At 42.3% G+C, this 21,473-nt stretch carries 24 protein-coding genes and 1 pseudogene; 14 read left to right on the top strand and 11 right to left on the bottom strand.

Annotated elements, in window-relative coordinates:
• Window positions 1-211: 211 nt before the first annotated feature.
• From asnA to V6984_RS17410, 4 genes and pseudogenes are all read right to left on the bottom strand, one after another.
• Window positions 212-1,222 carry an aspartate--ammonia ligase gene (gene asnA, locus V6984_RS17425; RefSeq protein WP_342756874.1) on the bottom strand — a complete coding sequence of 337 codons (1,011 nt, stop codon included), beginning with the start codon at window positions 1,220-1,222 and terminating at the stop codon, window positions 212-214.
• 196 nt (window positions 1,223-1,418) lie between these two features.
• Window positions 1,419-1,748 (bottom strand): annotated as a pseudogene (locus V6984_RS17420) (pyridoxamine 5'-phosphate oxidase family protein); the annotation flags it as partial.
• Window positions 1,749-1,782: 34 nt separating this feature from the next.
• Window positions 1,783-1,998 carry a hypothetical protein gene (locus V6984_RS17415; RefSeq protein ID WP_342756872.1) on the bottom strand — a complete coding sequence of 72 codons (216 nt, stop codon included), beginning with the start codon at window positions 1,996-1,998 and terminating at the stop codon, window positions 1,783-1,785.
• The gene (locus tag V6984_RS17410; protein WP_342756871.1) at window positions 1,991-2,422 is read right to left on the bottom strand and encodes a GNAT family N-acetyltransferase; all 432 of its coding nucleotides are present in this window, start codon (window positions 2,420-2,422) and stop codon (window positions 1,991-1,993) included. The genes V6984_RS17415 and V6984_RS17410 overlap by 8 nt, the downstream gene beginning before the upstream one ends.
• Window positions 2,423-2,726: 304 nt before the next feature.
• Between V6984_RS17410 and V6984_RS17405 the strand changes: the two genes are divergently transcribed.
• From V6984_RS17405 to V6984_RS17390, 5 genes are all read left to right on the top strand, one after another.
• The gene (locus V6984_RS17405) at window positions 2,727-4,076 is read left to right on the top strand and encodes a putative DNA modification/repair radical SAM protein (protein WP_342760039.1); all 1,350 of its coding nucleotides are present in this window, start codon (window positions 2,727-2,729) and stop codon (window positions 4,074-4,076) included.
• A 16-nt stretch (window positions 4,077-4,092) separates the two neighbouring features.
• Window positions 4,093-4,863 carry a TIGR03915 family putative DNA repair protein gene (locus V6984_RS17400; RefSeq protein WP_342756870.1) on the top strand — a complete coding sequence of 257 codons (771 nt, stop codon included), beginning with the start codon at window positions 4,093-4,095 and terminating at the stop codon, window positions 4,861-4,863.
• Window positions 4,864-5,102: 239 nt separating this feature from the next.
• Window positions 5,103-5,330, top strand: coding sequence for an HPr family phosphocarrier protein (locus tag V6984_RS17395; protein ID WP_342756869.1), 228 nt, complete (start codon window positions 5,103-5,105; stop codon window positions 5,328-5,330).
• A 505-nt stretch (window positions 5,331-5,835) separates the two neighbouring features.
• Window positions 5,836-6,066 carry a VOC family protein gene (locus V6984_RS22375; RefSeq protein ID WP_425324218.1) on the top strand — a complete coding sequence of 77 codons (231 nt, stop codon included), beginning with the start codon at window positions 5,836-5,838 and terminating at the stop codon, window positions 6,064-6,066.
• 118 nt (window positions 6,067-6,184) lie between these two features.
• On the top strand, window positions 6,185-8,620 hold the full coding sequence (locus V6984_RS17390) for an ATP-dependent DNA helicase (RefSeq protein WP_342760038.1): 2,436 nt from the start codon (window positions 6,185-6,187) through the stop codon (window positions 8,618-8,620).
• Here the strand turns inward: V6984_RS17390 and V6984_RS17385 are convergent.
• A complete protein-coding gene (locus V6984_RS17385) occupies window positions 8,565-9,482 on the bottom strand; it encodes a deoxyribonuclease IV (protein WP_342756868.1) in 918 nt (305 codons plus the stop codon). The two genes, V6984_RS17390 and V6984_RS17385, sit on opposite strands and share 56 nt — an antisense overlap.
• Before the next feature lie 631 nt (window positions 9,483-10,113).
• On the opposite strand from V6984_RS17385, the gene V6984_RS17380 reads away from it, so the two are divergent.
• Complete coding sequence (locus tag V6984_RS17380; RefSeq protein ID WP_342756867.1) at window positions 10,114-11,421, top strand: alpha-amylase family glycosyl hydrolase; 1,308 nt, start codon at window positions 10,114-10,116, stop codon at window positions 11,419-11,421.
• 87 nt (window positions 11,422-11,508) lie between these two features.
• On the opposite strand, the gene V6984_RS17375 is transcribed toward V6984_RS17380, so the two are convergent.
• Window positions 11,509-12,270, bottom strand: coding sequence for a hypothetical protein (locus V6984_RS17375; RefSeq protein ID WP_342756866.1), 762 nt, complete (start codon window positions 12,268-12,270; stop codon window positions 11,509-11,511).
• A 7-nt stretch (window positions 12,271-12,277) separates the two neighbouring features.
• Window positions 12,278-13,168, bottom strand: a complete 891-nt coding sequence (locus V6984_RS17370) for a carbohydrate kinase family protein (protein WP_342756865.1) — start codon at window positions 13,166-13,168, stop codon at window positions 12,278-12,280.
• Between the two features lie 230 nt (window positions 13,169-13,398).
• On the opposite strand from V6984_RS17370, the gene V6984_RS17365 reads away from it, so the two are divergent.
• Window positions 13,399-14,433 (top strand): winged helix-turn-helix domain-containing protein, encoded by a 1,035-nt coding sequence (locus V6984_RS17365; RefSeq protein ID WP_342756864.1) that lies wholly within the window; start codon window positions 13,399-13,401, stop codon window positions 14,431-14,433.
• 75 nt (window positions 14,434-14,508) lie between these two features.
• On the opposite strand, the gene V6984_RS17360 is transcribed toward V6984_RS17365, so the two are convergent.
• Window positions 14,509-14,730 (bottom strand): Type 1 glutamine amidotransferase-like domain-containing protein, encoded by a 222-nt coding sequence (locus tag V6984_RS17360; protein WP_342756863.1) that lies wholly within the window; start codon window positions 14,728-14,730, stop codon window positions 14,509-14,511.
• 283 nt (window positions 14,731-15,013) lie between these two features.
• Here V6984_RS17360 and V6984_RS17355 point away from each other — a divergent pair, with 283 nt between their 5' ends.
• The 3 genes from V6984_RS17355 to V6984_RS17345 all read left to right on the top strand — a co-directional run bounded on the left by V6984_RS17355 (window position 15,014) and on the right by V6984_RS17345 (window position 17,009).
• Window positions 15,014-15,379: a GntR family transcriptional regulator gene (locus V6984_RS17355; RefSeq protein WP_342756862.1), complete on the top strand. Its 366-nt coding sequence runs from the start codon at window positions 15,014-15,016 to the stop codon at window positions 15,377-15,379.
• Between the two features lie 122 nt (window positions 15,380-15,501).
• Window positions 15,502-16,353, top strand: a complete 852-nt coding sequence (locus tag V6984_RS17350; RefSeq protein ID WP_342756861.1) for an ABC transporter ATP-binding protein — start codon at window positions 15,502-15,504, stop codon at window positions 16,351-16,353.
• Window positions 16,350-17,009, top strand: coding sequence for an ABC-2 transporter permease (locus V6984_RS17345; protein ID WP_342756860.1), 660 nt, complete (start codon window positions 16,350-16,352; stop codon window positions 17,007-17,009). The genes V6984_RS17350 and V6984_RS17345 overlap by 4 nt, the downstream gene beginning before the upstream one ends.
• 2 nt (window positions 17,010-17,011) lie before the next feature.
• Here V6984_RS17345 and V6984_RS17340 read toward each other — a convergent pair whose 3' ends face one another.
• Together V6984_RS17340 and V6984_RS17335 are read right to left on the bottom strand one after the other, a co-directional pair.
• Window positions 17,012-17,776 (bottom strand): copper homeostasis protein CutC, encoded by a 765-nt coding sequence (locus V6984_RS17340; protein ID WP_425324263.1) that lies wholly within the window; start codon window positions 17,774-17,776, stop codon window positions 17,012-17,014.
• A 157-nt stretch (window positions 17,777-17,933) separates the two neighbouring features.
• Window positions 17,934-18,230: a hypothetical protein gene (locus V6984_RS17335; RefSeq protein ID WP_342756858.1), complete on the bottom strand. Its 297-nt coding sequence runs from the start codon at window positions 18,228-18,230 to the stop codon at window positions 17,934-17,936.
• Window positions 18,231-18,524: 294 nt separating this feature from the next.
• Here V6984_RS17335 and V6984_RS17330 point away from each other — a divergent pair, with 294 nt between their 5' ends.
• The 4 genes from V6984_RS17330 to V6984_RS17315 are packed head-to-tail and all read left to right on the top strand — an operon-like array spanning window position 18,525 to window position 20,793.
• Window positions 18,525-18,851 carry a PadR family transcriptional regulator gene (locus V6984_RS17330; protein WP_342756857.1) on the top strand — a complete coding sequence of 109 codons (327 nt, stop codon included), beginning with the start codon at window positions 18,525-18,527 and terminating at the stop codon, window positions 18,849-18,851.
• On the top strand, window positions 18,844-19,515 hold the full coding sequence (locus tag V6984_RS17325) for a DUF1700 domain-containing protein (protein WP_342756856.1): 672 nt from the start codon (window positions 18,844-18,846) through the stop codon (window positions 19,513-19,515). Before V6984_RS17330 ends, V6984_RS17325 begins: the two co-directional genes overlap by 8 nt.
• Window positions 19,512-20,534: a DUF4097 family beta strand repeat-containing protein gene (locus V6984_RS17320; protein WP_342756855.1), complete on the top strand. Its 1,023-nt coding sequence runs from the start codon at window positions 19,512-19,514 to the stop codon at window positions 20,532-20,534. The genes V6984_RS17325 and V6984_RS17320 overlap by 4 nt, the downstream gene beginning before the upstream one ends.
• Before the next feature lie 55 nt (window positions 20,535-20,589).
• Complete coding sequence (locus V6984_RS17315) at window positions 20,590-20,793, top strand: PspC domain-containing protein (protein WP_425324217.1); 204 nt, start codon at window positions 20,590-20,592, stop codon at window positions 20,791-20,793.
• Window positions 20,794-20,882: 89 nt separating this feature from the next.
• Here the strand turns inward: V6984_RS17315 and V6984_RS17310 are convergent, their stop codons facing one another.
• Window positions 20,883-21,473, bottom strand: coding sequence for an ECF transporter S component (locus V6984_RS17310; RefSeq protein WP_342756853.1), 591 nt, complete (start codon window positions 21,471-21,473; stop codon window positions 20,883-20,885).

The raw sequence follows: 21,473 nt of genomic DNA, 5'->3' as shown, positions 1-21,473 counted from the left end.
CAAGTTGACCGGGCACCCAAGCGATACATCATATATTAAAAAAATACTTGCCCACAGCATAATAATTGACCGGGAATATGCCCCCTTAGTAAATGAGCCGCGCTATCACGAGATCATTGACAGGTTACAGACGGTAGTTGATGTTCAAACCCACACTTTTAGTGAGTTGCCGTATCGGAGCATTTAACCGATGAACGGCCCGCATAATTCCCTAAAGTAACTGCAGTCCGTTCTCCTTGGCAGCAGCTATCGTCTCATCCGGCCAAAGCGAGCACTGTACCTCCCCAATGTGCGCTTTACGCAAAAAGAACATACAGATACGCGACTGTCCAATACCACCGCCGATCGTATACGGAAGTTCTTCCTCAATGATCGCCTTCTGAAAAGGAAGTTTTGTGCGTTCCGGGCATCCCGCTTTTTCCAGCTGGGAAAGCAAAGCCTCTTTATCCACCCGAATCCCCATGGAAGACAATTCCAGTGCGATGTCCAGAACCGGATAATAAACAACAATATCCGCATTTAAAGCCCAATCATCGTAGTCAGGAGCACGCCCGTCGTGCTTTTCGCCGGATTCAAGCAGATCCCCGATCTGCATAATACATACGGCGCCTTTTGCTTTAGCGATATAATATTCTCTCTCCTTCGGCGTGTTATCGGGGAACATGTTCTCCAATTCCTGCGTTGTGATAAAGAAGATGTCGTGAGGCAGGATCTCTTCTATATAATCGTATCTGATTGCCAGATACTTTTCCGTCTTGCGCAGCACCTTGTATACGGTGCGGACTATCTCCTTCAAGGTTTCGATATTACGCTCTTCTTTGGAAATTATTTTTTCCCAATCCCATTGATCTACATAAATGGAGTGAATATTATCAGTCTCTTCATCCCGGCGGATAGCGCTCATATCGGTATAGAGGCCTTCTCCATGGGAAAAGCCGTATTTTTGAAGCGCCGAGCGCTTCCACTTGGCGAGGGAATGAACGATTTCGGCCTCTGCGTCTCCTTGCTCTTTAATGCCGAAGGTAACTGGGCGTTCTACGCCGTTCAGATTGTCGTTCAAACCCGATTGGGGAGTGACAAATAAGGGTGCGGATACACGCAGCAGGTTCAAACGCTCGGCAAGAAGATTCTGAAAGAAATCCTTGACAGTTTTAATACCGATCTGAGTATCGTGCAAATTAAGTGCCGACTGGTAGTTTTTGGGAATAACCGGCTTGCTCATAAGTAATCATCCTCGCTTTATTTTTCATTATTAATAATTATACATAAATATAATTATACACAACTAATATTTAACCGCGTTTCGCCCAATAATGCAAGCGATAAATAGTGCGAAGCAGTATTTATGTGCATTAAATGCCGCTATGAAGCCTACTGCTTCACAGCGGCATTCTTTTGCCTGACCAGTTCGATCGCTTCCTTGCCTGCGCTTCGTCCTCTATGATCCGGGCTTTCCCGAAAACGATGACACTGCGAAAATAAGAGGTATATTCCTCCGGTACCACGCTGTCTTTATCGATAACGCAGAAGGAAGCCTTTTCATTTCTTGCAATGGAATCTATCTTATGCCCCGTTTTGGCACAATGAAAAAAGATTTTGGAATCATGGTACGCGTAGCTGAGCGGGACCGCATAAGGATAGCCGTCGTCTCCGGATACGGCCAGAACACCGGAGGTTCCTCTTTGCAGGACATCGATACATTCTCCTTCCGATAAAATCTGTTTTTTTCGTCTCATTTCTCTAAACATATGACACCTCTTTCTTATTTTGTATTGATTATGATCATGCCGGCAATGCAAAGGACGATTCCCGCCAGCCTTCCTCTTTTGTTAGAAAGAACAAGAGAATGCTGGAAATAAGGGCTACCCCATAGGTAGCGATAAGGCCCAGAAATGGATTTACGTCGGAGGGTGTATTTTTGCTGAACATATGGTAGAAGACATTGGAAAGTATGACCAGCAAAATAGGCATTACATATAGGAAATTCAGATTATTCATTCCCGGCCTCCAACTGCTTATACATCAGGACATGGAGACAGTATTCGTCATAATAGGGTTCCCCCGACGTCACGTAACCTTGTTTTTCGTAAAAGCCTGCCGCCTGTACCTGAGCTGACAGATATATTTTCCGTCCTCCGGATAAGCGTATTTGGTCTTCGGCTTCCTTCAGGATATGTGCACCGATATTTTTCCCTCTATATGCCTTGGCTACGGCAATACGGCCCATGATATACGCTGATTTCCCGCTATCGAAATAGTAGCGGCAGGTTGCTATCGGCAGCGCTCCATCAAATAGGACGAGATGGGTGGAAATATCGTCGATGTCGTCGAATTCATCTACAAAGCCCTGCTCCTTTACGAATATATCTTCCCGCAGAAGCGAGGCTTCTTTTGGTAAATAATCATAGCTTCTTGTGGTCATAATGAAATATGTTCCTTCGTAATATAATCGGTTTATGCGTTATTAAACAAAAAACATCCAAAAACAAACCTTCTGATGCGAAAAACGTATCATACCTACGGTCTGCCCCTGAATGCCTTATATGCTTTATCCGGTGACAAAGCATCAGCTTTTTCTGACAAAAGTATACTAAAAATGGGCAGGTATGTCAATGAAACAAGGCCGAACTGTAACAAAAAACATTTGTTCGATAAAACTGTTGAAAAAGGGGAATGAATATGATATTATAATACAAACAAGTGTTCTAAAATGGCGGTGAGTTATGATGAATTATAAGGTTTCGGAAGAGATGTCCGTAATGGAGAAGCTGGGAATTTTAACGGATGCGGCAAAATATGATGTGGCATGTACCTCCAGCGGTGTGGACAGGAAGGGCAGCGGAAGCGGTATGGGCAATACCGTAGCCGGCGGCATCTGTCATAGCTTCAGCGCAGACGGAAGATGCATTTCCTTATTGAAGATACTTTTTACAAATGAATGTATTTATGACTGCAAATACTGCATTAACAGAAAATCCAACGATGTCGTCAGGACCTCGTTTACGCCGGACGAGGTGTGCGAGCTGACTATGGGCTTTTATAAAAGAAATTATATTGAAGGACTTTTTCTGAGTTCAGGGATCCTGTATAATCCGGATTTTACCATGGAATTGATTTACCAAACACTGTATAAGCTGCGCAGGGAGCATCGATTTCAGGGGTATATTCATGTGAAAGCGATACCCGGCGCAGACCCGTTTCTCATTCAGAAGACGGGGCTGCTGGCTGACAGGATGAGTGTGAATCTGGAGCTGCCTACAGCAGAGGGGCTTAGCCGCCTCGCTCCCAATAAGCATCGGAAGAATATTTTAGCGCCCATGCGCCAGATTCAAAATGGAATTAAATCCAGTAAAAATGAAATCGTTCTATATAAAAATGCACCCCGGTTTGTCCCTGCCGGACAATCTACCCAGCTTATCGTAGGTGCGACGCCGGAAAATGATTATCAGTTGATGACGGTGGCGGAAAATCTTTATGAAAAATTTGAATTAAAAAGAGTATTTTATTCTGCCTTTGTGAATGTGAACGAGGATAAGGAGCTGCCTGCTCTGCCCGGAGGCCCTCCGCTCCTTCGGGAGCACAGGCTGTATCAGGCGGACTGGCTGCTTCGGTTTTATGGGTTTAAGGCAGGAGAGCTTCTGAGCGAGGCGCGGCCGAATTTCAATATACTTCTGGACCCCAAGGCCGATTGGGCGCTGCGTCATTTGGAGATGTTTCCTGTGGAAGTTAATAGGGCGGATTATCAGCTGCTGCTCAGAATACCGGGAATCGGGGTGAAGAGCGCGCAGAGAATCGTGATGGCGAGGCGGAGCAGTTTTCTTAGCTTTCCTGATTTGAAAAAGATAGGAGTGGTGCTTAAGCGGGCGCTCTATTTCATTACATGCAATGGAAAGATGATGTACAACACGAAGATAGAGGAGGACTATATCACGAGAAATCTTCTTACGGTAAAGGAGAAGCTTCCCTTTGACAAGGATGGAATTACCTACAAGCAGCTATCCTTGTTCGATGATGTAGGCTTTACTATGCAGCCGAATATTATCGATACTCATAAAGCAGTGCTGGGGCAGATGTAACGGAGGAATCAATAGTATGGAAGAGAAATATCTAATATGTGAGGATTCCCTGGAGGGCATTTTCACAGGAATCTATAAAGCGTATTCCTTGAAGGAAGATCACAGTCGTCTTCATATACAGATCGGGGAGGAGGAGAACCTGCGCTTATTCGCGGAATATATCCCCATCGTGCCCGACGCCGGAACGGCGGTAAGAGTATCCCGCACCATTCAGAGGGAATTGGGTGAAGAGACGTATATAAGTATATGCCGCGCGCTTGCTTCTATGGACAAGCAGAAGGGAGAGGCTGTATACAAGACCGTTGTGTGCGGCTTGCAAATGCAAAATGGCAGGCAAGTCATGGGCAATCTGACGAATCCCTATGTGCACAAGGTATTTGAACTGAACCGGGGAACCAACAACGAGGTGCTTCATTTGATGGGATTTCTCAGGTTTCAGGAGCTGGAAAACGGCATATTATTTTCTAAGATAGGGCCTAAGAACAATATATTAACCTTTTTAGCTCCTCATTTCGCAGATAGATTGTCTCTTTTAAATTTCGTCATATATGATGATATCAGGGGGATATTTGTCGTTCATCCGGCTTCAAAAGACTGGTATCTCGTTACGAATGCCGAGATCGACAGTGAAATGATGGAGAATTATTCGAGGGAAGAGCTGGAATACCAGGAACTGTTTACGTATTTCTGCCATAAAATAGCGATAAAGGAGAGAAAAAACCTGAATTTACAAAGAAGTATGCTTCCCTTAAGATTCCAAGAATATATGGTAGAATTTAGGAAATAATGATCAATATGCAGTTTAATAAAGTAAAGGGATAAAAAATAAATTGTGCATTCTTTATATTTTGACAAATATTGAGGATTGGAAGTGGTCAATATGAAAAAATATTTCAGCGGCTAATATGTCAATAGATCCAGTTTATAAAAATTTCACTTTACTTTTATAGGAAATAAGGTATAATACTCAAGTAACTGCGAGAAAGATATTTTCATGAAAGGATTTTTCAAGGAAGGGTGATATTTATGATACATCGTAAAATAAGGTTGAGACCCGACGAAGTGAAAAAGTTTGTGGCAGCGGCATCGAAATGTGACTTTGATATTGATATTGCTTATAATAGATACGTAGTTGACGCGAAATCCATCGTCGGAGTGTTAGGATTGGACTTTAATCAGATTTTGACAGTTTCCTATTCGGGCTATGACGAGGACTTTGAATCGTTTATGAGGCATTTTGCCGTCGCATCTTAACCTCGAAACGGTCTGGTGGATGTGAGAAACGGACAATGGCAAATAAGAATGTAATGTTGTTTGACTCCCTATAAGAGATAGAGTAGACTATCTTTATGGGGAGTTTTTATGTAATAGGATTAGGGTGTCAAAAGGTCCTTTTGCAAACGTCTCAAGTCAATATGCTCAAAACAAAAAGACTCCTGCTCCGAATTCCAATATATAAGAAGTTCTAATTCTCAGTCTATTCGCGCCAAACATAACAGAAAACAAATATCCAGAGAAAGAACTTCTAAATATTTACATAGGCGCAGTCATTCTTTTTGTTTTGGTCATATTGACCAGAATGTATTTATAAAGGACCTTTTGACACCCTAATCGTAATAGGAAAGTGCTCCTATTACATAAAAAATGTATGCGCAGCTGCGCGCAGAATAAAAGCTGTGCTGCCGAAATACTTGGCTGCGAAAGTGTTTGGAAATGAAATTCAATTATTAAGTCAAGAACAAGAGGAGAGTTTAATGTTATGGCACCAAAAGTAAAATTACAGGGTATTGTTTTGGACTGTACAGAACCATCAAGACTCGCAAAATTCTATGCTGATTTGCTTAATTGGAAAGCGCAGGATGGACAATATGATTTCAGTACTGTCTCTGCTCCAGAAGAAAGCATCATATTATCTCCAGTATGTTGCTATGTTAAGGCAGCTAGCGGTTTCCAGCGTCATAGGCGGTCGCAGCCAAACCAAACATGGTAGACCTGATAACCGCCGCAATGATATATATGCGCTATTTTTTCCGTTCTATGGGGCTATTGTGGAATGGATTATATTGGTTGAGGATTTGGAGAGAAGAGATTGGATATGGGGTATAAATATGGAACAGAATAAAAAGGAAGAAATACATATATCCGTCCGCAATCTGGTAGAATTCGTACTGCGTTCCGGGAATATCGATAATAGAAGGACCACGGCACCGGATCAGGCGATGCAGGAAGGCAGCCGGGTGCATAGGATGATACAAAGGCGAATGGGGTCCGATTATCATGCGGAGGTAGTTCTCAGGCATCCGTATGAGACGGAGGAATATACTGTTGTCGTAGAAGGCAGAGCAGACGGAATCATAGACGGTACGGAAGCGACTCCGGTAACGGTGGATGAAATCAAGGGGACTTATCTGGAGCTTAAGAAAATCAAAGAGGCTTTCGCCGTCCATCTGGCGCAGGCGAAGTGCTATGCGTATATTTATGCCGATAAAAATAAACTGAAGGAAATTTGCGTCCGTATGACCTACTGTAATCTGGATACGGAGGAAATCAAGTATTTTCATTCCAGCTATACCTTTATGGAATTAAAAGAGTGGTTCGAGGATATCTTGACGCAATATAAAAGGTGGACTGACTTCGAGTTCCAGTGGAAGCGAAGCATGACGCAGTCCATTAAAGATCTTTCTTTCCCGTTTCCGTACAGAGAGGGGCAGAAGGATCTGGTGACCTATGTATATCAGAGTATTTACCACGGTAAAAAACTTTTTATAGAAGCGCCTACGGGAGTCGGCAAGACGATTTCCACAGTTTTTCCTGCAATTAAGGCCTTGGGTGAGGGATTAGGCGAAAGGATCTTTTATTTGACGGCGAAGACCATTACCAGAACCGTTGCCGACGATACCTTTCAGCTGTTGAGGGGAAAAGGGCTGCAAATGAAGTCTGTGATACTGACGGCCAAGGAAAAAATCTGCTTTATGGAGGAAACGGAATGTAATCCTGAGTACTGTCCGTATGCGAAAGGGCATTATGACCGTATTAACGAGGCAATATATGATTTGTTGACCCACTCGGACAATTTCTCCAGAGAGGCGATCGAAGAGTATGCAAAGGCCCATCAGGTATGCCCTTTCGAGTTGTGTCTGGATATGAGCTTGTTTTCCGATGCCGTTATCTGCGATTATAATTATGTGTTTGATCCGCATGTGTATTTGAAACGCTTTTTCGCGGATGGAGTAAAGGGCGATTATATTTTTCTTATCGACGAAGCCCACAATCTGGTTGACCGCGGCAGGGAAATGTACAGTGCAGTGCTTTGCAAGGAAGATTTCCTGAAATTAAAGAAGAGCGTAAAAGAGATTGACGGCAAAATGGAGCATTATCTGGAGAAATGCAACAAAGAGCTGTTAGCTTTGAAGCGGGAGTGTACAAACTATCGGATTGAAGAGTATATCTCACCCTTTGTTATGGCGTTGCAGAGGCTTAGCTCTGTGATGGAGACTTATTTGGAGGAGTATGAAGGCCGGCATGCGGTACATGAAAATGAGATAAGGGCAGAAATTCTGGACTTTTACTTCGCGGTATCTCACTTTCTTGATATTTATGAGAGGGTGGATGAGAATTACGTCGTTTACTCGGAAATGCGGGAGGATGGAAGCTTTAATTTAAAGCTTTTTTGTGTGAATCCGGCGGTGAACCTACGGGAATGTATGGCGAAGGGAAGAAGTACTATTTTGTTCTCCGCAACCCTGCTTCCGATTCAGTATTATAAAGGTCTCTTGGGCGGCGAAGGAGGAGATTACGAGGTATATGCCAAGTCAGTGTTCGACCCTGAAAGAAAGGCGCTTTTTATCGGAAGTGATGTGACAAGCAGATATACGAGACGGACAGATATGGAATATTACAATATTGCCTCCTACATCCATGAGATCGTGAAGAACCGGCATGGAAATTATATGATATTCTTTCCTTCTCATGCTTTTTTGCAGAAGGTATATGAGATATTTGAGGACTATTTTGCAGATAAAGGAAGCGTGGAATGTATTCTTCAGGAGGACCGTATGGATGAACGGTCGAGAGAGGAATTCCTAAACCGTTTTGCGTGGAACGACGACTGCGATTTGTCCCAGATGATTCGTATGGATGTGGAGATAGAGGATGAAAAGAGCCTGCTGGGTTTTTGCGTGCTTGGAGGGATATTCAGCGAAGGCATCGACTTGAAGAGAGACAGCTTGATCGGCGCTATTATCGTTGGTACGGGGCTGCCTTTAGTCTGCAACGAAAGGGAAATATTGAAAAACTATTTCGATGAAAAGGGCGGCAGCGGCTTTGACTACGCTTACCGTTATCCGGGCATGAATAAGGTACTGCAGGCGGCTGGAAGGGTAATAAGGACTGCGGAGGACGTAGGGCTGGTAGCACTTTTGGACGATCGATTCCTGAATCATTCCTATCAAAAAATGTTCCCGCGGGAATGGGAACATTTCGAAGTAGTTACGGCTGATTTGGTGGCAAAGAGGGTGGAACGCTTCTGGGACGGCTGGCTGTGAATATTCCGCTGCGCAGCATTTGAATCTCCTCTTTATAGGGGGGCACCAGCCTGGACGGGTCTTCCGCTGAGGGAATATAAGGTGTCTCCAATATTTTGGGTATATCCGTGAAAGCAGGATTATGGACGATGGAGTACAGTGCATCAAAGCCGATATACCCATGTCCGATATTACTATGTCTGTCCTTGCCGGCGCCGCATGGATTCTTGCTGTCGTTGATATGCAGGACGGCTACCTTATCTTTTCCTATCAATCGGTCCAAGCGCTCTACGCATTCGTCAAAGCCATGGATAATATCATAGCCTGCATCGTGCATATGGCAGGTGTCCAGGCAGATCCCCAGCTTTTCATTGTGGATAACTTTATCGAAGATGGCGGCCAGCTCTTCAAAGCTTCTGCCGATTTCGGAACCTTTTCCCGCCATGGTCTCCAAAGCGATGATGCAGGGAGTGTCTTTGTCCAATATCTCATTGAGGCCCTCCGCTATTTTGCGGATGCCCGCATCTTGACCCGCTCCTACATGGGCGCCGGGGTGAAGTACGAGAACCTTGCTCTTTAGTGCAGCAGTACGCTGTATATCCATGGAAAGAAAATCTACAGCCAGCTTGAAGGTGTCGGCATTTATACTGTTACCAAGATTTATTATATAAGGAGCATGGATTATGGCATCAGAGATACCGTGCTCCTTCATATAGGACAGACCTGCGTCTATGTTCAATTCTTCTATTGTCTTGCGTTTTGTATTCTGGGGAGCACCCGTAAATATCATAAAGGCGTTTGCTTCATAAGAAGCAGCTTCTTTGGCGGAACCGAGAAACATTTCCTTACCCTTCATTCCCACATGTGAACCTATTTTTAACATATTCCTTATCATACTCCTTTCAATACATCTCCTATGTCAGGCGATACCGAAAAAAGCCTCTGACACCTTCAAAAATTGTACATAAAATTATAATAGCCTGCCAATTTCGCGAACGACAGCTCTTTATATACTTTTTAGTAGTATAGCATCGAAGTCGAAAAAGGTAAAGTTAACATAACTTTTGGCTTGACCGAGATTTATGTAGATGTCGAAAAATGAAAAATGAAATTATTTTTTGACAAATGACGTCAGAATTTATAGAAAATGGAAGATGAGTCACGAAAAATGACACAAACGTCATATGTGGATAACTCGGTGGAAATTGGGGATTTCTTTTCAAAAAGTCTTAAAAAGCATTAGAAATCGTACATGTTCTCCACATTTATAATTCTGCAAGTGAAACTTGAAAAATGAGAAAAAATACTGGTTCAGTCAAAAAAATTATGTGAAGTATGAGAAAATATTGACCGAATTGGATAGGCCGTAATTGTGGTTAAAGTACAGAACAGACCCCTAAAATATTATGTAAATTAATATGACGGATTATTGAAAGGGGTATATATGCAGGACTTCTCATGTTATAATGAAACAGTGATTGACAGGTCATTCGATAAGGATTGGAGGATATAGGATGTGGGCATATGAAAGCGTGTTTTATCAGATTTATCCACTGGGTTTTTGCGGCGCACCATTTGAAAACGACGGAGTACTCCGGTCTGGGATACTGAAGACGATCGATTGGATTCCCCATATAAAGCATCTGGGAGCAAATGCAATATATTTTTCGCCGGTATTCGAATCCGATACCCATGGATATAATACGAGAGACTATAAACAGCTCGATCGAAGGATTGGAACTAATGAGGACTTTAAAAGGGTATGCAGCAGCCTGCATGAAAACGGAATCCGCGTGGTGCTGGATGGGGTATTCAATCATGTGGGAAGAGGGTTTTATCAATTTCAGGATGTCATAAGGAATAGGGATAGGTCCCCGTATCTGAATTGGTTTCATATTGATTTGGGAGGAAACTCCAATTATAACGACGGACTTTGGTATGAGGGCTGGGAAGGCAATTATGATCTAGTGAAGCTGAATCTGGGGAATGAGGAGGTCATAAAGCACCTTTTGGATTGCGTAGGATTCTGGATCGATGAGTTCGACATCGACGGACTGAGGCTGGATGTGGCTTACTGTCTGGATCATAATTTCGTACGCAGGCTCAGATGCTTTACGGATAGCAAAAAGGAGGATTTTTTCCTTGTAGGCGAGATGCTGCACGGGGATTATAATCAGATGGTAAATGAGAACATGCTGCATTCGGCGACCAACTATGAATGTTATAAAGGGCTTTATTCCAGCTTCAACAGCATGAATATGTTCGAGATCAATCATTCGCTGCTGCGTCAGTTCGGACCGGAGGACTGGACGCTCTATAAGGGGAAGCATCTGCTCTCCTTTGTGGATAACCACGATGTCACACGGATTGCCAGTATTCTTTCCAATGAAAAGCACCTTCCATTGATTTATGCGCTATGTTTCGGAATGCCCGGGATCCCGTGCGTATATTATGGTAGTGAATGGGGAGTAAAGGCGAGGAAGAGCGAAGGCGATCCGGCTCTGCGCGCCTGCTTTGAGGCGCCTGCCACCGGTGAGTTGACAAAGTATATCGGGAAGCTTGCAGAAGCGAAGAAGAATTCCGAAGCATTAAATTATGGAGATTTTCGTTCTCTTTTACTTACGAATAAGCAATGTGTATTTGAGCGGAAATCACAAAATGAAAGGGTGCTTGTGGCTATTAACGCCGATGAAGAAAGCTTTCGGGCACATTTTGATGCGGGATGCCAAAGGGCCTTCGATTTAATTAGCGGCCGGGAGTATGAACTTAATGACGGAAGTGAACTTCCGCCATATAGTGCTTATTTCTGGAGAACAATATAACATATTTAGGTATCTAAAGAATGAAAGAGGAATTTTTTGTGAAATCAATCAAGTTTATGTAATTATTTTAACATATGAATTGTTGTACTACAAAAGTTCTTCAATTTTCAATTTTATGAATTGGTTGATTGTAAAATTCCTGTCCAAAAATTGCAAAATAGATAATGCTGATTGAGGTGTTTTGTCATAACCCTGAATGAACGATGATAATAAATCTGCGGTAATGATATTTCTGAACTCTATCCTTCTGGACAGATCATATTTATCTGCTTCAATAGCGGATTGCGGAGTTCGTGTCAGAAGCAATCTGAGAAGCTGATCAACCGCATAATTTTGGATAAACTTATATGCCGAAAACTTTTCTCCTCTTCGAAACCGGCATAAACCAACATACAAGTTTGTGAGAATTTCGCCGAGCATCCATTCTGTATCTAATATTTGATTTATCTGAAAAGTCGGCTCCATCTGTAATTCAAGTCCCTCGAAATCCTTGTCTTTCCATACGATCGAGCCATCAAGTGCTCCTAATTTTTCCAGCTCTTTTTTTTCAAAGACTGCGAATTCACAGAACACGCCGTCTTCATATAGAAATTTGTACCCGTCATCCGTATTCCGAAAATAGAAAGCTGCGGGGAATATGGATTTCAGCCAATCCAGATTCTCTATGTATTGCATTTTATATCCGGGTTTAACAATTACAAAAAAGTCCAGGTCTGAATATTCATCCATCAATTCCTGATTTTTTCCGCAGGAACCAAGTGCCAATAAGGCCAGCGCATGACCACTATTATTTAAAGAAGCCCCTATCTCTAAAAGTCTGGTTTTTAACAACTGTGTTTTTGTCATCATAATACTCCTATCTATAGTACTTTTCATGTTCGTTTTTAAGAATTTCCGGACTTAGCGAAGGATTGACGATGCTTTTTGAGTTGATACACAGACCTGCCGCAATCGTTCCGTATTCCAGACAGGTTTGAACCGGATAGCCTTTACTGTGTGCATAGAGATAAGCAGAGAAAAAATTATCTCCGGCGCCATTGGTATCCACGCGCTTATATTGTCCAAGAATGGGAAGCCGGAATTTTTTACCTTCTGCGGTTATGGCGGATACACCTTTACTGCCATGCGTACAAACTACAAGCTTCTTTTTTTGCCGAATCATCTGTTCCATAAATTCTTCATATTCCACAAGTTCATCCGAACTCATAAAGATATAATCAGCCGCTTCAATAAAGTCTTTGTGGTATTCGGTTTGGCCGTCATAATCATGAATATCACACCATATTTCTTTTTTGTATCGTTTCGCTTCCGGGATAAGCTTTCTGACATAATTTATAATATTCAATACAAGATAATCACAATTTTGTATGTAGGGGATTATGCGTGGAATATAAACTTGCGGTTCAAATGAGGATGTTTTTGTGAAAATAGACAGGCGTCTGCCCTCTCTGTCCATGAGGTTCACATGTTCTTCCGTCCCCCTTGGATCCAAATCATTTATAAATTCAACTCCATGTTCACATAAAATCTTTCGTATAGCATTTCCGGAATCATCAGCTCCTATCATAGCATGAAACGTTGTATTCATTCCAAGCTTTTGTAAGCATATAGATTTTCCGCCTCCCGTTGAACCGATTGTTGTATAGGAATCTTGACTAAAGATCGTGGCAGATTTTTGCGGCGGAAATTGCTCCAGATGAATAATAGAATCCATGCTGACACCGCCAATGACAAAAGCTTTTTTCATATGATTTTTCCTCCTTAAAAATGAAGTATGGTTGTTTGAGATACTATTTGATTGGTTATGGACTATTGTTTATGTGAAATATCTTTGTGTAATCATTCAGTACTTTTAACACAACGATTCGATGAATATCGAATTTACAAACGCATTGTAGCATGTTATAATGTGTTTGTAAAGTACTGCAGTTAAGAGAATTTGAAGTCGTTCGGATTTTATCTGATTGGAGGATTTGAATGAAAATAATTTATCATGAAAGTTTTGAATTCATCATGGCTTTGTTTGCATTGGCACAAGAACAATCAATTCACAGCTTGATCAAATCGAAACCGATAGACAGGACAAATAACACTTTTGAGCTCATGGTTAAAAAAACAAAAAAACTAACCACTCCAGATTTGCGGAAGTATATAAATTACTTTTTTGATTTGGATGGAATCGGTTATATCATTTATAACATTATTTTTAATAGAGAACAGAATGCGGGCCTTTTATGCCTGGACGATTTTATTACGTCAGTCGGGCAATTGACGTCGGAAGAGGCTTATGCGTTTTTGATTTCCAGTAACTACAATTTGGATTTTTCGGAATTTTCTGTATCACAAAGCAGGCAAATACTCGCAAAACGGCTGAAAGAACCGACACTTTCAGGAAAAAGCAGGCAGCAGCGAATTGAAGAGTTCTATGAAAACCCTGAGAAGTTAAACGAATTGAAACAAACAATAACGTCATTTTATGATCGAGTATATATAAAAGTAAAAAAAGAAGTAGATGATTTCTGTCAAAAGGGTGTAACGCTTTATAGTAAAATCTATTCTGAACATCCGGAAGCATTTTATAAGCATAGTCTTGGCGGAAGCGATGAACTTTCTGACGAAGATTATATCCACATATCGTTTTTTACACAGTTGGGGATTCATGATTATCAAAGTAAGTGGCAAAAAAAGCACTGTGTGATTCTTGGAATTCGAAATTGTGATTTGCAGGTTAACACAAACAGCCTATATCAGTTATCATATTTTCATAAAGTGCTTTCAGATCCCAAACGAATGGAATTGATTATGCACATTTCCAAAAGACCGTATTTTGGGAAAGAACTGGCAGAAAAGCTGCATCTAGCTCCATCAACAACATCGTATCATTTAAACATGCTGATGGATTTAAATTTAGTTATCACAACAAGAAGCAACAAAAAAATATATTTCAGCTTTAACAAGGAAGAGTATGATCGGATAAATAGTGTTTTTGACAAAATGCTATTTATTCAGTGAGTATCAATACTCCTAATAAATGGCCGATTGATAGGCTGCGCAGCCGTAATTACTCGCGATCTCCGGGAACGAGGTTCAGTTGCTTTTGATTTGTATTTCGCTGTCCTTGACCAATATTGCGTCATTATTGCTAATTGGAGATAAATTCAATGTGAAGGAATGAGCATCCATTCCCTTTACATATTCAATATTGGGAGCTGTGACCTTTGCTCCGGCAGACTCCACGATATAAAGTTTTCCAGCATTGACTTCATCAATAATTACTTTATCTGTGTCGGTTCTTTTCAATTCCTGCAATAAGAAGAAGGTGTTGCCCCCTGTCACACTAAAATAAACAAGGCATCGATCAATTTGACCGATGCCTTGTTTTTAGAAATATCAACCTGGCAGTACGGCTCTGTAGAAAAAAAGTACCTCAAAAAGGCAGTCCTCCATAAGACAGGCTAAATAATATTTATGGTAGTTACAAAAAATGGTATTGACATATTCATTTGAACTGTATATATTGTATATATACAGTATGAACTAGGCGAGTTAATATAATAAGGCGTGAAGCGCGGTATGAAAAGGGGTGAGAGAATTGGACATATTGATTAGTAACTCTGGCGGGCAGCCGATCTATGAGCAGATATGTACACAGATTAAGAAGAATATCATAGCCGGAGAACTAAAGGAAGGCGACGCGCTTCCGTCCATCCGATCTCTTGCCAAGGATTTACGGATCAGCGTAATTACTACGAGGAGAGCTTATGATGAACTGGAAAAGGAAGGATATATATATACGATAGCCTCGAAGGGCTGCTTTGTAGCAAAGAAAGACATGGAGTTTATAAGAGAAGAAAATTTAAAGAAGATAGAAACGCGTATGAGGGAAATTTCTGAGCTGGCGAAGTCGTCCGGCTTGACGAGAGAAGACTTGGTGAAGATGTTCCAATTTTTTATGTAATAGGAGGTGATCCTATTGCATAAAAAGCCCTTCGGGCGGGATGCGCAGCTATGCGCGCGGAATAAAGGCTGTGTTGCCGAAGTATTAAGAAGCGTTGCTCAAGAATAACGGAGGATTAAATTATGAATGCTTTGGAAATAACAAATTTAACGAAAGAATACAAGGACTTTAAGCTGGATAAGGTCAGTCTGAAACTGCCGTCCGGCTGCATCATGGGACTTATTGGAGAAAATGGTGCGGGAAAAAGCACGATGATTAAGCTGATCATGGACGCAATAAAACGTGACAGCGGTGAGATAATCATACTCGGTAAGGATAACCGGTCCGATGATTTTAAGCTGACCAAGGAGGATATCGGCATCGTACTGGATGATATCGGATTCCCGGAAATCATAACGGCGAAGCAATTGAACGCCATTATGAAAATGACTTATCAGAACTGGGAGGAAGAGACCTATTTCCGCTATATTGCGCGCTTTTCCCTTCCCGAAAAAAAGCCTATCAAGGACTACTCCCGGGGAATGAAGATGAAGCTGGCAATAGCGGCCGCGATGTCTCATCGTGCGAGGCTGCTGATCCTGGATGAGGCGACCAGCGGCCTGGATCCGATTGTAAGGGATGAGATCCTCGATATTTTCCTTGAATTTACGAGAAAAGAAGAGCATTCCATTCTGATTTCTTCGCATATTGTCAGCGACCTCGAAAAGCTGTGTGATTATATTGCCTTTCTTCATAAGGGAAAGCTTATATTCTGCGAGGAAAAGGACCGCCTTCTGGAAACTTATGTAATGCTGCACTGCAAAAAGACTGAACTGAATGCGCTGCAATTGTCAGCGGTAAAAGGTAAAAGAGAAAATAGCTACGGGGTCGACGCGCTGGTGGAGCGTAAAAAGGTGCCGAGGGGAATGAACGTAGAAAATGCGTCGATTGAAGATATTATTTTATTTATGGTAAAAGGAGTGGATAAACAATGAAAGGATTACTGTTAAAGGACTTTTATATGATATGGAAGCAGGCGAAGATCATGCTGATCCTCGTAATAGCCTATATTATCATCGGTGTGATAAGTGACAACTCATTTTGGACAGTATTCGCGGTCATATTTATGGCGATGCTGCCGATTACAGCACTGGGACTCGACGAGAGGAGCAACTGGACTAACTATGCGGCTATGCTCCCTTTTTCCAGACAGGATATTGTCATAAGCAAATACGTATTTGGGCTGGCAGGAGTAGGATTGACAGTGATATTGTACACTGTCTTGACTACAGTGACTAGTATAGTCAAAAGAGAAGACATACAGATAGATCCTGTTTTACGGATGATTATACCTTTACTTTCCATTTCATTTATTTTTATAGGGACCAATTTGCCCATTATGTTTAAGGTTGGAGTGGAAAAGGGCAGATTGTGGTATATGCTGTCGCTGATGGTGATTATGGGAGGTTCTACATTTGTCATCAGCCTTTTGAATGGAGAAATTGGTTTAAGTACGGTTCTGGGATTTCTGCAAATAGATACGCAGATGGATCAATTAACACAAAGTACAGTCATTCTTGCTCTCTGCACCATACTGCTGCTCGGTTCGATGAAGCTTGCGATCAATGCATTTGAAAAGAGAGACTTATAAGGCTAATTAGGGAGTGCCTCGTCCAATAGCTTTCTGACTGCGGTGAGCTCCCCTGTATCCGTTCTCCATATTTCGTATTCGCTCATGCCGGGAATGCCCATGGAGACGTGAGGATTACGAAAACGCATTTCACTTTCCACGATTTTTTTTCCGGACATATGGAAAGAGGTGACGGAGGTTTCTTCGAGCAGCGTACGGACAGCGGTTTCGTCGATTCCAGCACCTGCCATTATAGCAATTGAGCTGTCCGCTTCCTGGCTTAATCGTCTGATTAAGTCAATGCCTTTTAGACAAGAAGACTCCTGACCGGAGGTAAGAATGCTGTGGATGCCGAGATTTTTGGCCTCTTCCATTGCCCTGAAAGGGGACTTGCACATATCGAAGGCACGGTGAAGGGTTATACGCATATTGCCGGCGTGGGCTATGAGTTCCTTCAGTTCAGGAACTGCCAGCTCGCCGTCGGTGTTTAAACAACCGATAACGATGCCTTCAGCGCCGGCATCCCGGAACATGTCTATTTCCTTGATCATAATGTTCAGCTCGTGAAAGCTGTAAAGGAAATCTCCGAAGCGGGGGCGTATTAAGACATGAATAGGGATATCCACCGTTTCCCGGATCTGTTTAAATAGGGCGAGGGTGGGGGTTGTACCGCCGATGATCAGATTGGAGCAAAGCTCCAGCCTGTCGGCGTTCCCCTTTTTGGCATTGATCGCGGATTCGACGCTGTCAACGCAGCATTCTAATAGGTAATTTGGGGTGAGAGTCATACGAACTCCTTTCTTTTTCAATATAAATGCTGATAAGAACACTTTCCTAATTATATAAAAACAGATACAGTGAGCAGAGATGCTTTACTGTATCTGTTTTAAAGTTCACATATTTTTCCGATACAGACATATTTTTTATTGTAAAGACGTACACGTCTTAGCCCTGCACCGGTTTATAGCGTTTATCGAACTTGTCAGCGCCGCATACATGGCGTTCGTCGTCGTTTTCGGTAATGATATAATCTCCTTCACGGATGAAGATGACTCCCCGTCTGTTTTGGATAAAAGGACATACAATGGCACCGTCCGGTCTGGTAATTTGAATCAAGTTGTCGGAACTGATCCAGCCATTTGTAATAACCTTGGTGTACAGTTCAAAACCGTCTTCCATTCCTTTATTCAGTTCGTATTGCTCTGCGTTTACAACTAAAGACGTCCGTTCATATTTTTTCATTGTTCAGCCTCCCTTATCTTATGTACTCTCCCATTTAGTGTATTTATGAAAAGTCCATAAATACGCCTTCCCTTGTATATATTCTAGCTTAGTTTGAAAAAAATTACAATGCTTATTGACAACACAATATTATATGTTGTATAGTATGAATTAAGAAATGATAGTATATGTCATATAATATTATAGTTAACAATAAGCTGAAGGAAGAATTTGAGAAGCTAGTTGGCATAAAGGAGTGCAGAATCGGAAGGTTATGAGAAGAATATTTAATATGGTACGAAAGGAGTAGGTTAAATGGTATTTAATACGGGAGCGGCACTGCTTGATGCAATTGTACTCGCAGTTGTGTCTAACGATCCGGAGGGGACTTATGGCTATAAGATAACCCAAGAGGTAAGGCAGGTCATAGAATTGTCAGAATCAACACTATACCCGGTGCTGAGGAGGCTGCAGAAGGATGAGTGTTTGGAAGTATATGATGTGGAATGTGCCGGAAGAAACAGAAGGTACTATAAGGTAACAGAAAAAGGAAGGGTGCAGCTTTCGCTGTACAAAAGCGAGTGGAAGAAATATTCTCAGAAAATAAGCGGAATGTTCGAGGGAGGAATCGTACATGAATAGATTGGAATTTATGCAGAAATTGGAATCGCTTCTCTCCGATATATCAGATGGAGAAAGAGAAGAGGCATTACAATACTATAACAGCTACCTGAACGATGCAGGAGTAGAAAATGAGCAGGAGGTACTTGAGTCTCTCGGTACACCCGAAAAAATAGCGAAGACGATTAAAGAAGGCCTGGGCGATAACGCAGCAGTCGGGGAATTTACGGAGACGGGGTATAAGGATTATACTGCACAGCACGAAGAAAAGAATGAAGTGATAAAAAAGAAAGAAAAGAAAGCACTTTCGGGCGGTATGATCGCTCTGATTGTCATTTTGTGTATTCTGGCCTCTCCGCTCCTGGTTTCCATAGCAGGAGGACTTATTAGTGCCGGAGTGGGGATCTTTGTGGGTGTTCTGGGATTTTTCCTCGGGATAGCGTTGGCGGGCATCCTGCTTTTTGTAACGGCTGTTGTGCTGCTCGTAATAGGGATTGGATATTTATTCTATGCGCCGCTGGCAGGAGTTTGCCTGATTGGAGCGGGCCTGTTTGTCGGAGGGCTTTCTCTGTTTTTTATCTGGCTTACTGTTTGGATCTGCGTAAAGGCAATTCCGTGGCTTATAAGAGTAACTGCGGATTTGATCGGCAAGCTGTTTAGAAAAAAAGGAGGTGAAAGGGCATGAACAAGTTTACGAAGATTTGTTTGATTACCGCATTGATTCTGATTCTGGTTGGGGGTACAATATGTGTGATAGGATTTGTGAGCGGCGGCTGGAAGCAGGTTGATGAGATCGGACAGAACAGCTCCTGGGCGAAGATGTTATATGGAGTGTCATATGCCTATACCGGGAATTGGGATAATGATACAGAAGACTGGGCAGACAGCATAGATGATCGGACTTTCGATAGTATAGAGAATGAGGATTACGACGATAACTGGGACTTCGATATGGAAGATTGGGGCTTTGATGATGCAGAGAACTGGGATTACAGTGGAAAAGGAATTACTGTAGGAAGTGATTACAACCAGATTGAGGCGGGAGAATCGGGTATAAAGAAAATGTACATTGCGATCGGAGGAGCGGCGCTTTATATAAAGGAAGCGCAGGACGGGAATTTTGGAATCCAAAAAGACGGCGTGGGAGTATATGAATATTATGCAAAAGACGGTGTGCTGCATCTGACTGGCGATTACAAGAGATTTGTAAAAGATGGAGAGAAGATATACCTTTATATCCCTGAAGGAACGCACTTCGAGAAGGTAGCGATAGCGGAAGGCGCAGGCCTGGCAGATTTGGGGGAACTGGATGCGGATGAAATTGAATTACAAATAGGCGCAGGGATGGCGACCTCGGATAAAATCAATTGCCGCAGCCTGAAGATGGACATCGGTGCCGGGAAAGTGACGCTGGAAGGAGTAAAAGCGCAGGAGCTGGAAATGAATGTAGGGGTAGGGCATGCGTATATAGAGGCTGACATTACGAAGGAAATAGATGTGGCGTGCGGACTGGGTGCCGTAGAGCTGGTACTTTCCGGTTCGGAGAAAGATTATAATTATAAAGCGAGCTGTGAGGCCGGAAGTATTAAAATAGGAAACAGAGTATATGGTGCTCTTTCCAGTGATACCTTTGTGGATAACGATGCCAAGAAAGATTGTTCGCTGGAGTGTGCGATGGGTAATATTAAAATATCCTTCGAATGAGGAAATAAGTAGTTGTAACAAAATAATACTTTAAAATAAAAAAGAAAAGGATGGTATGAATATGGATAACGAATATAAGAAGTTGACGAGGTCGAAATTTAACAGGATGATTTGCGGTGTCTGCGGAGGGCTTGGTAATTATTTGGGAATGGACCCTACGGTGGTGAGATTGATTTGGTTAATTCTGAGTATAGCTAGCTTTGGAACGGGACTGATCATATATCTGGTTGCGGCCATTGTTGTTCCGGAAGAAGATTAATACTGCAATTTCCGTAAGAAGACTACAATAGAATAATATGATTAAAGCCTTGTTAAGGGTATTCTCCGGTCAGGAGAATACCCTTAATGCTATTTGATGGTACCTATGTTGAAGAATAGACCGGACTTTTTCAACGCAGGACGCAATGCCATATATACGGCAACGGATACGATAGAGGAGGTCACCGCATTGATGGAGGTTGCAGCGATGTTCCATGCAAGAGTGATCTCAGCAGCAGGCTTTCCAAGGATGAGAAGCTTGTAGTAATATCCGATGAGAGGATCGAAGATTACGTTGAAAAGGAGTCCGCTTACCGCGGCCAATACAGTCCATTTAAATACTTTTTTTGAATTGGTCTCCGTAGAAATCTTGCCGAATTTGTGGGCGATAATGCCGGTTATGAAACCGATGAAAAACTTAAGCAGGAAGGTCTTGGGGGCATATACAACATAGACCGGATCCATAAGGTCGCCGATAGTCATTCCGAGAGCACCGCCAAGGCCTCCGGATACCCCGCCGAGAAGCAAAGCCCCAATAACACATACGGCATTTCCCAGATGGATAGAGGTGGCGTCACCTCCAGGCAATGTGATTTTAATTTGTAAGAAAGTGAATACTACGTAGGACAAAGCAGCGATTAAACCGATAAATACAATTTTATAAACCTTTTCATTTCTCAT

This window comes from Kineothrix sp. IPX-CK, from assembly GCF_039134705.1.
GTDB lineage: Bacteria > Bacillota > Clostridia > Lachnospirales > Lachnospiraceae > Kineothrix > Kineothrix sedimenti.
The sequence above is the reverse complement of the archived record's forward strand: the minus strand, read 5'-3'. Positions and strand labels throughout refer to the sequence as shown.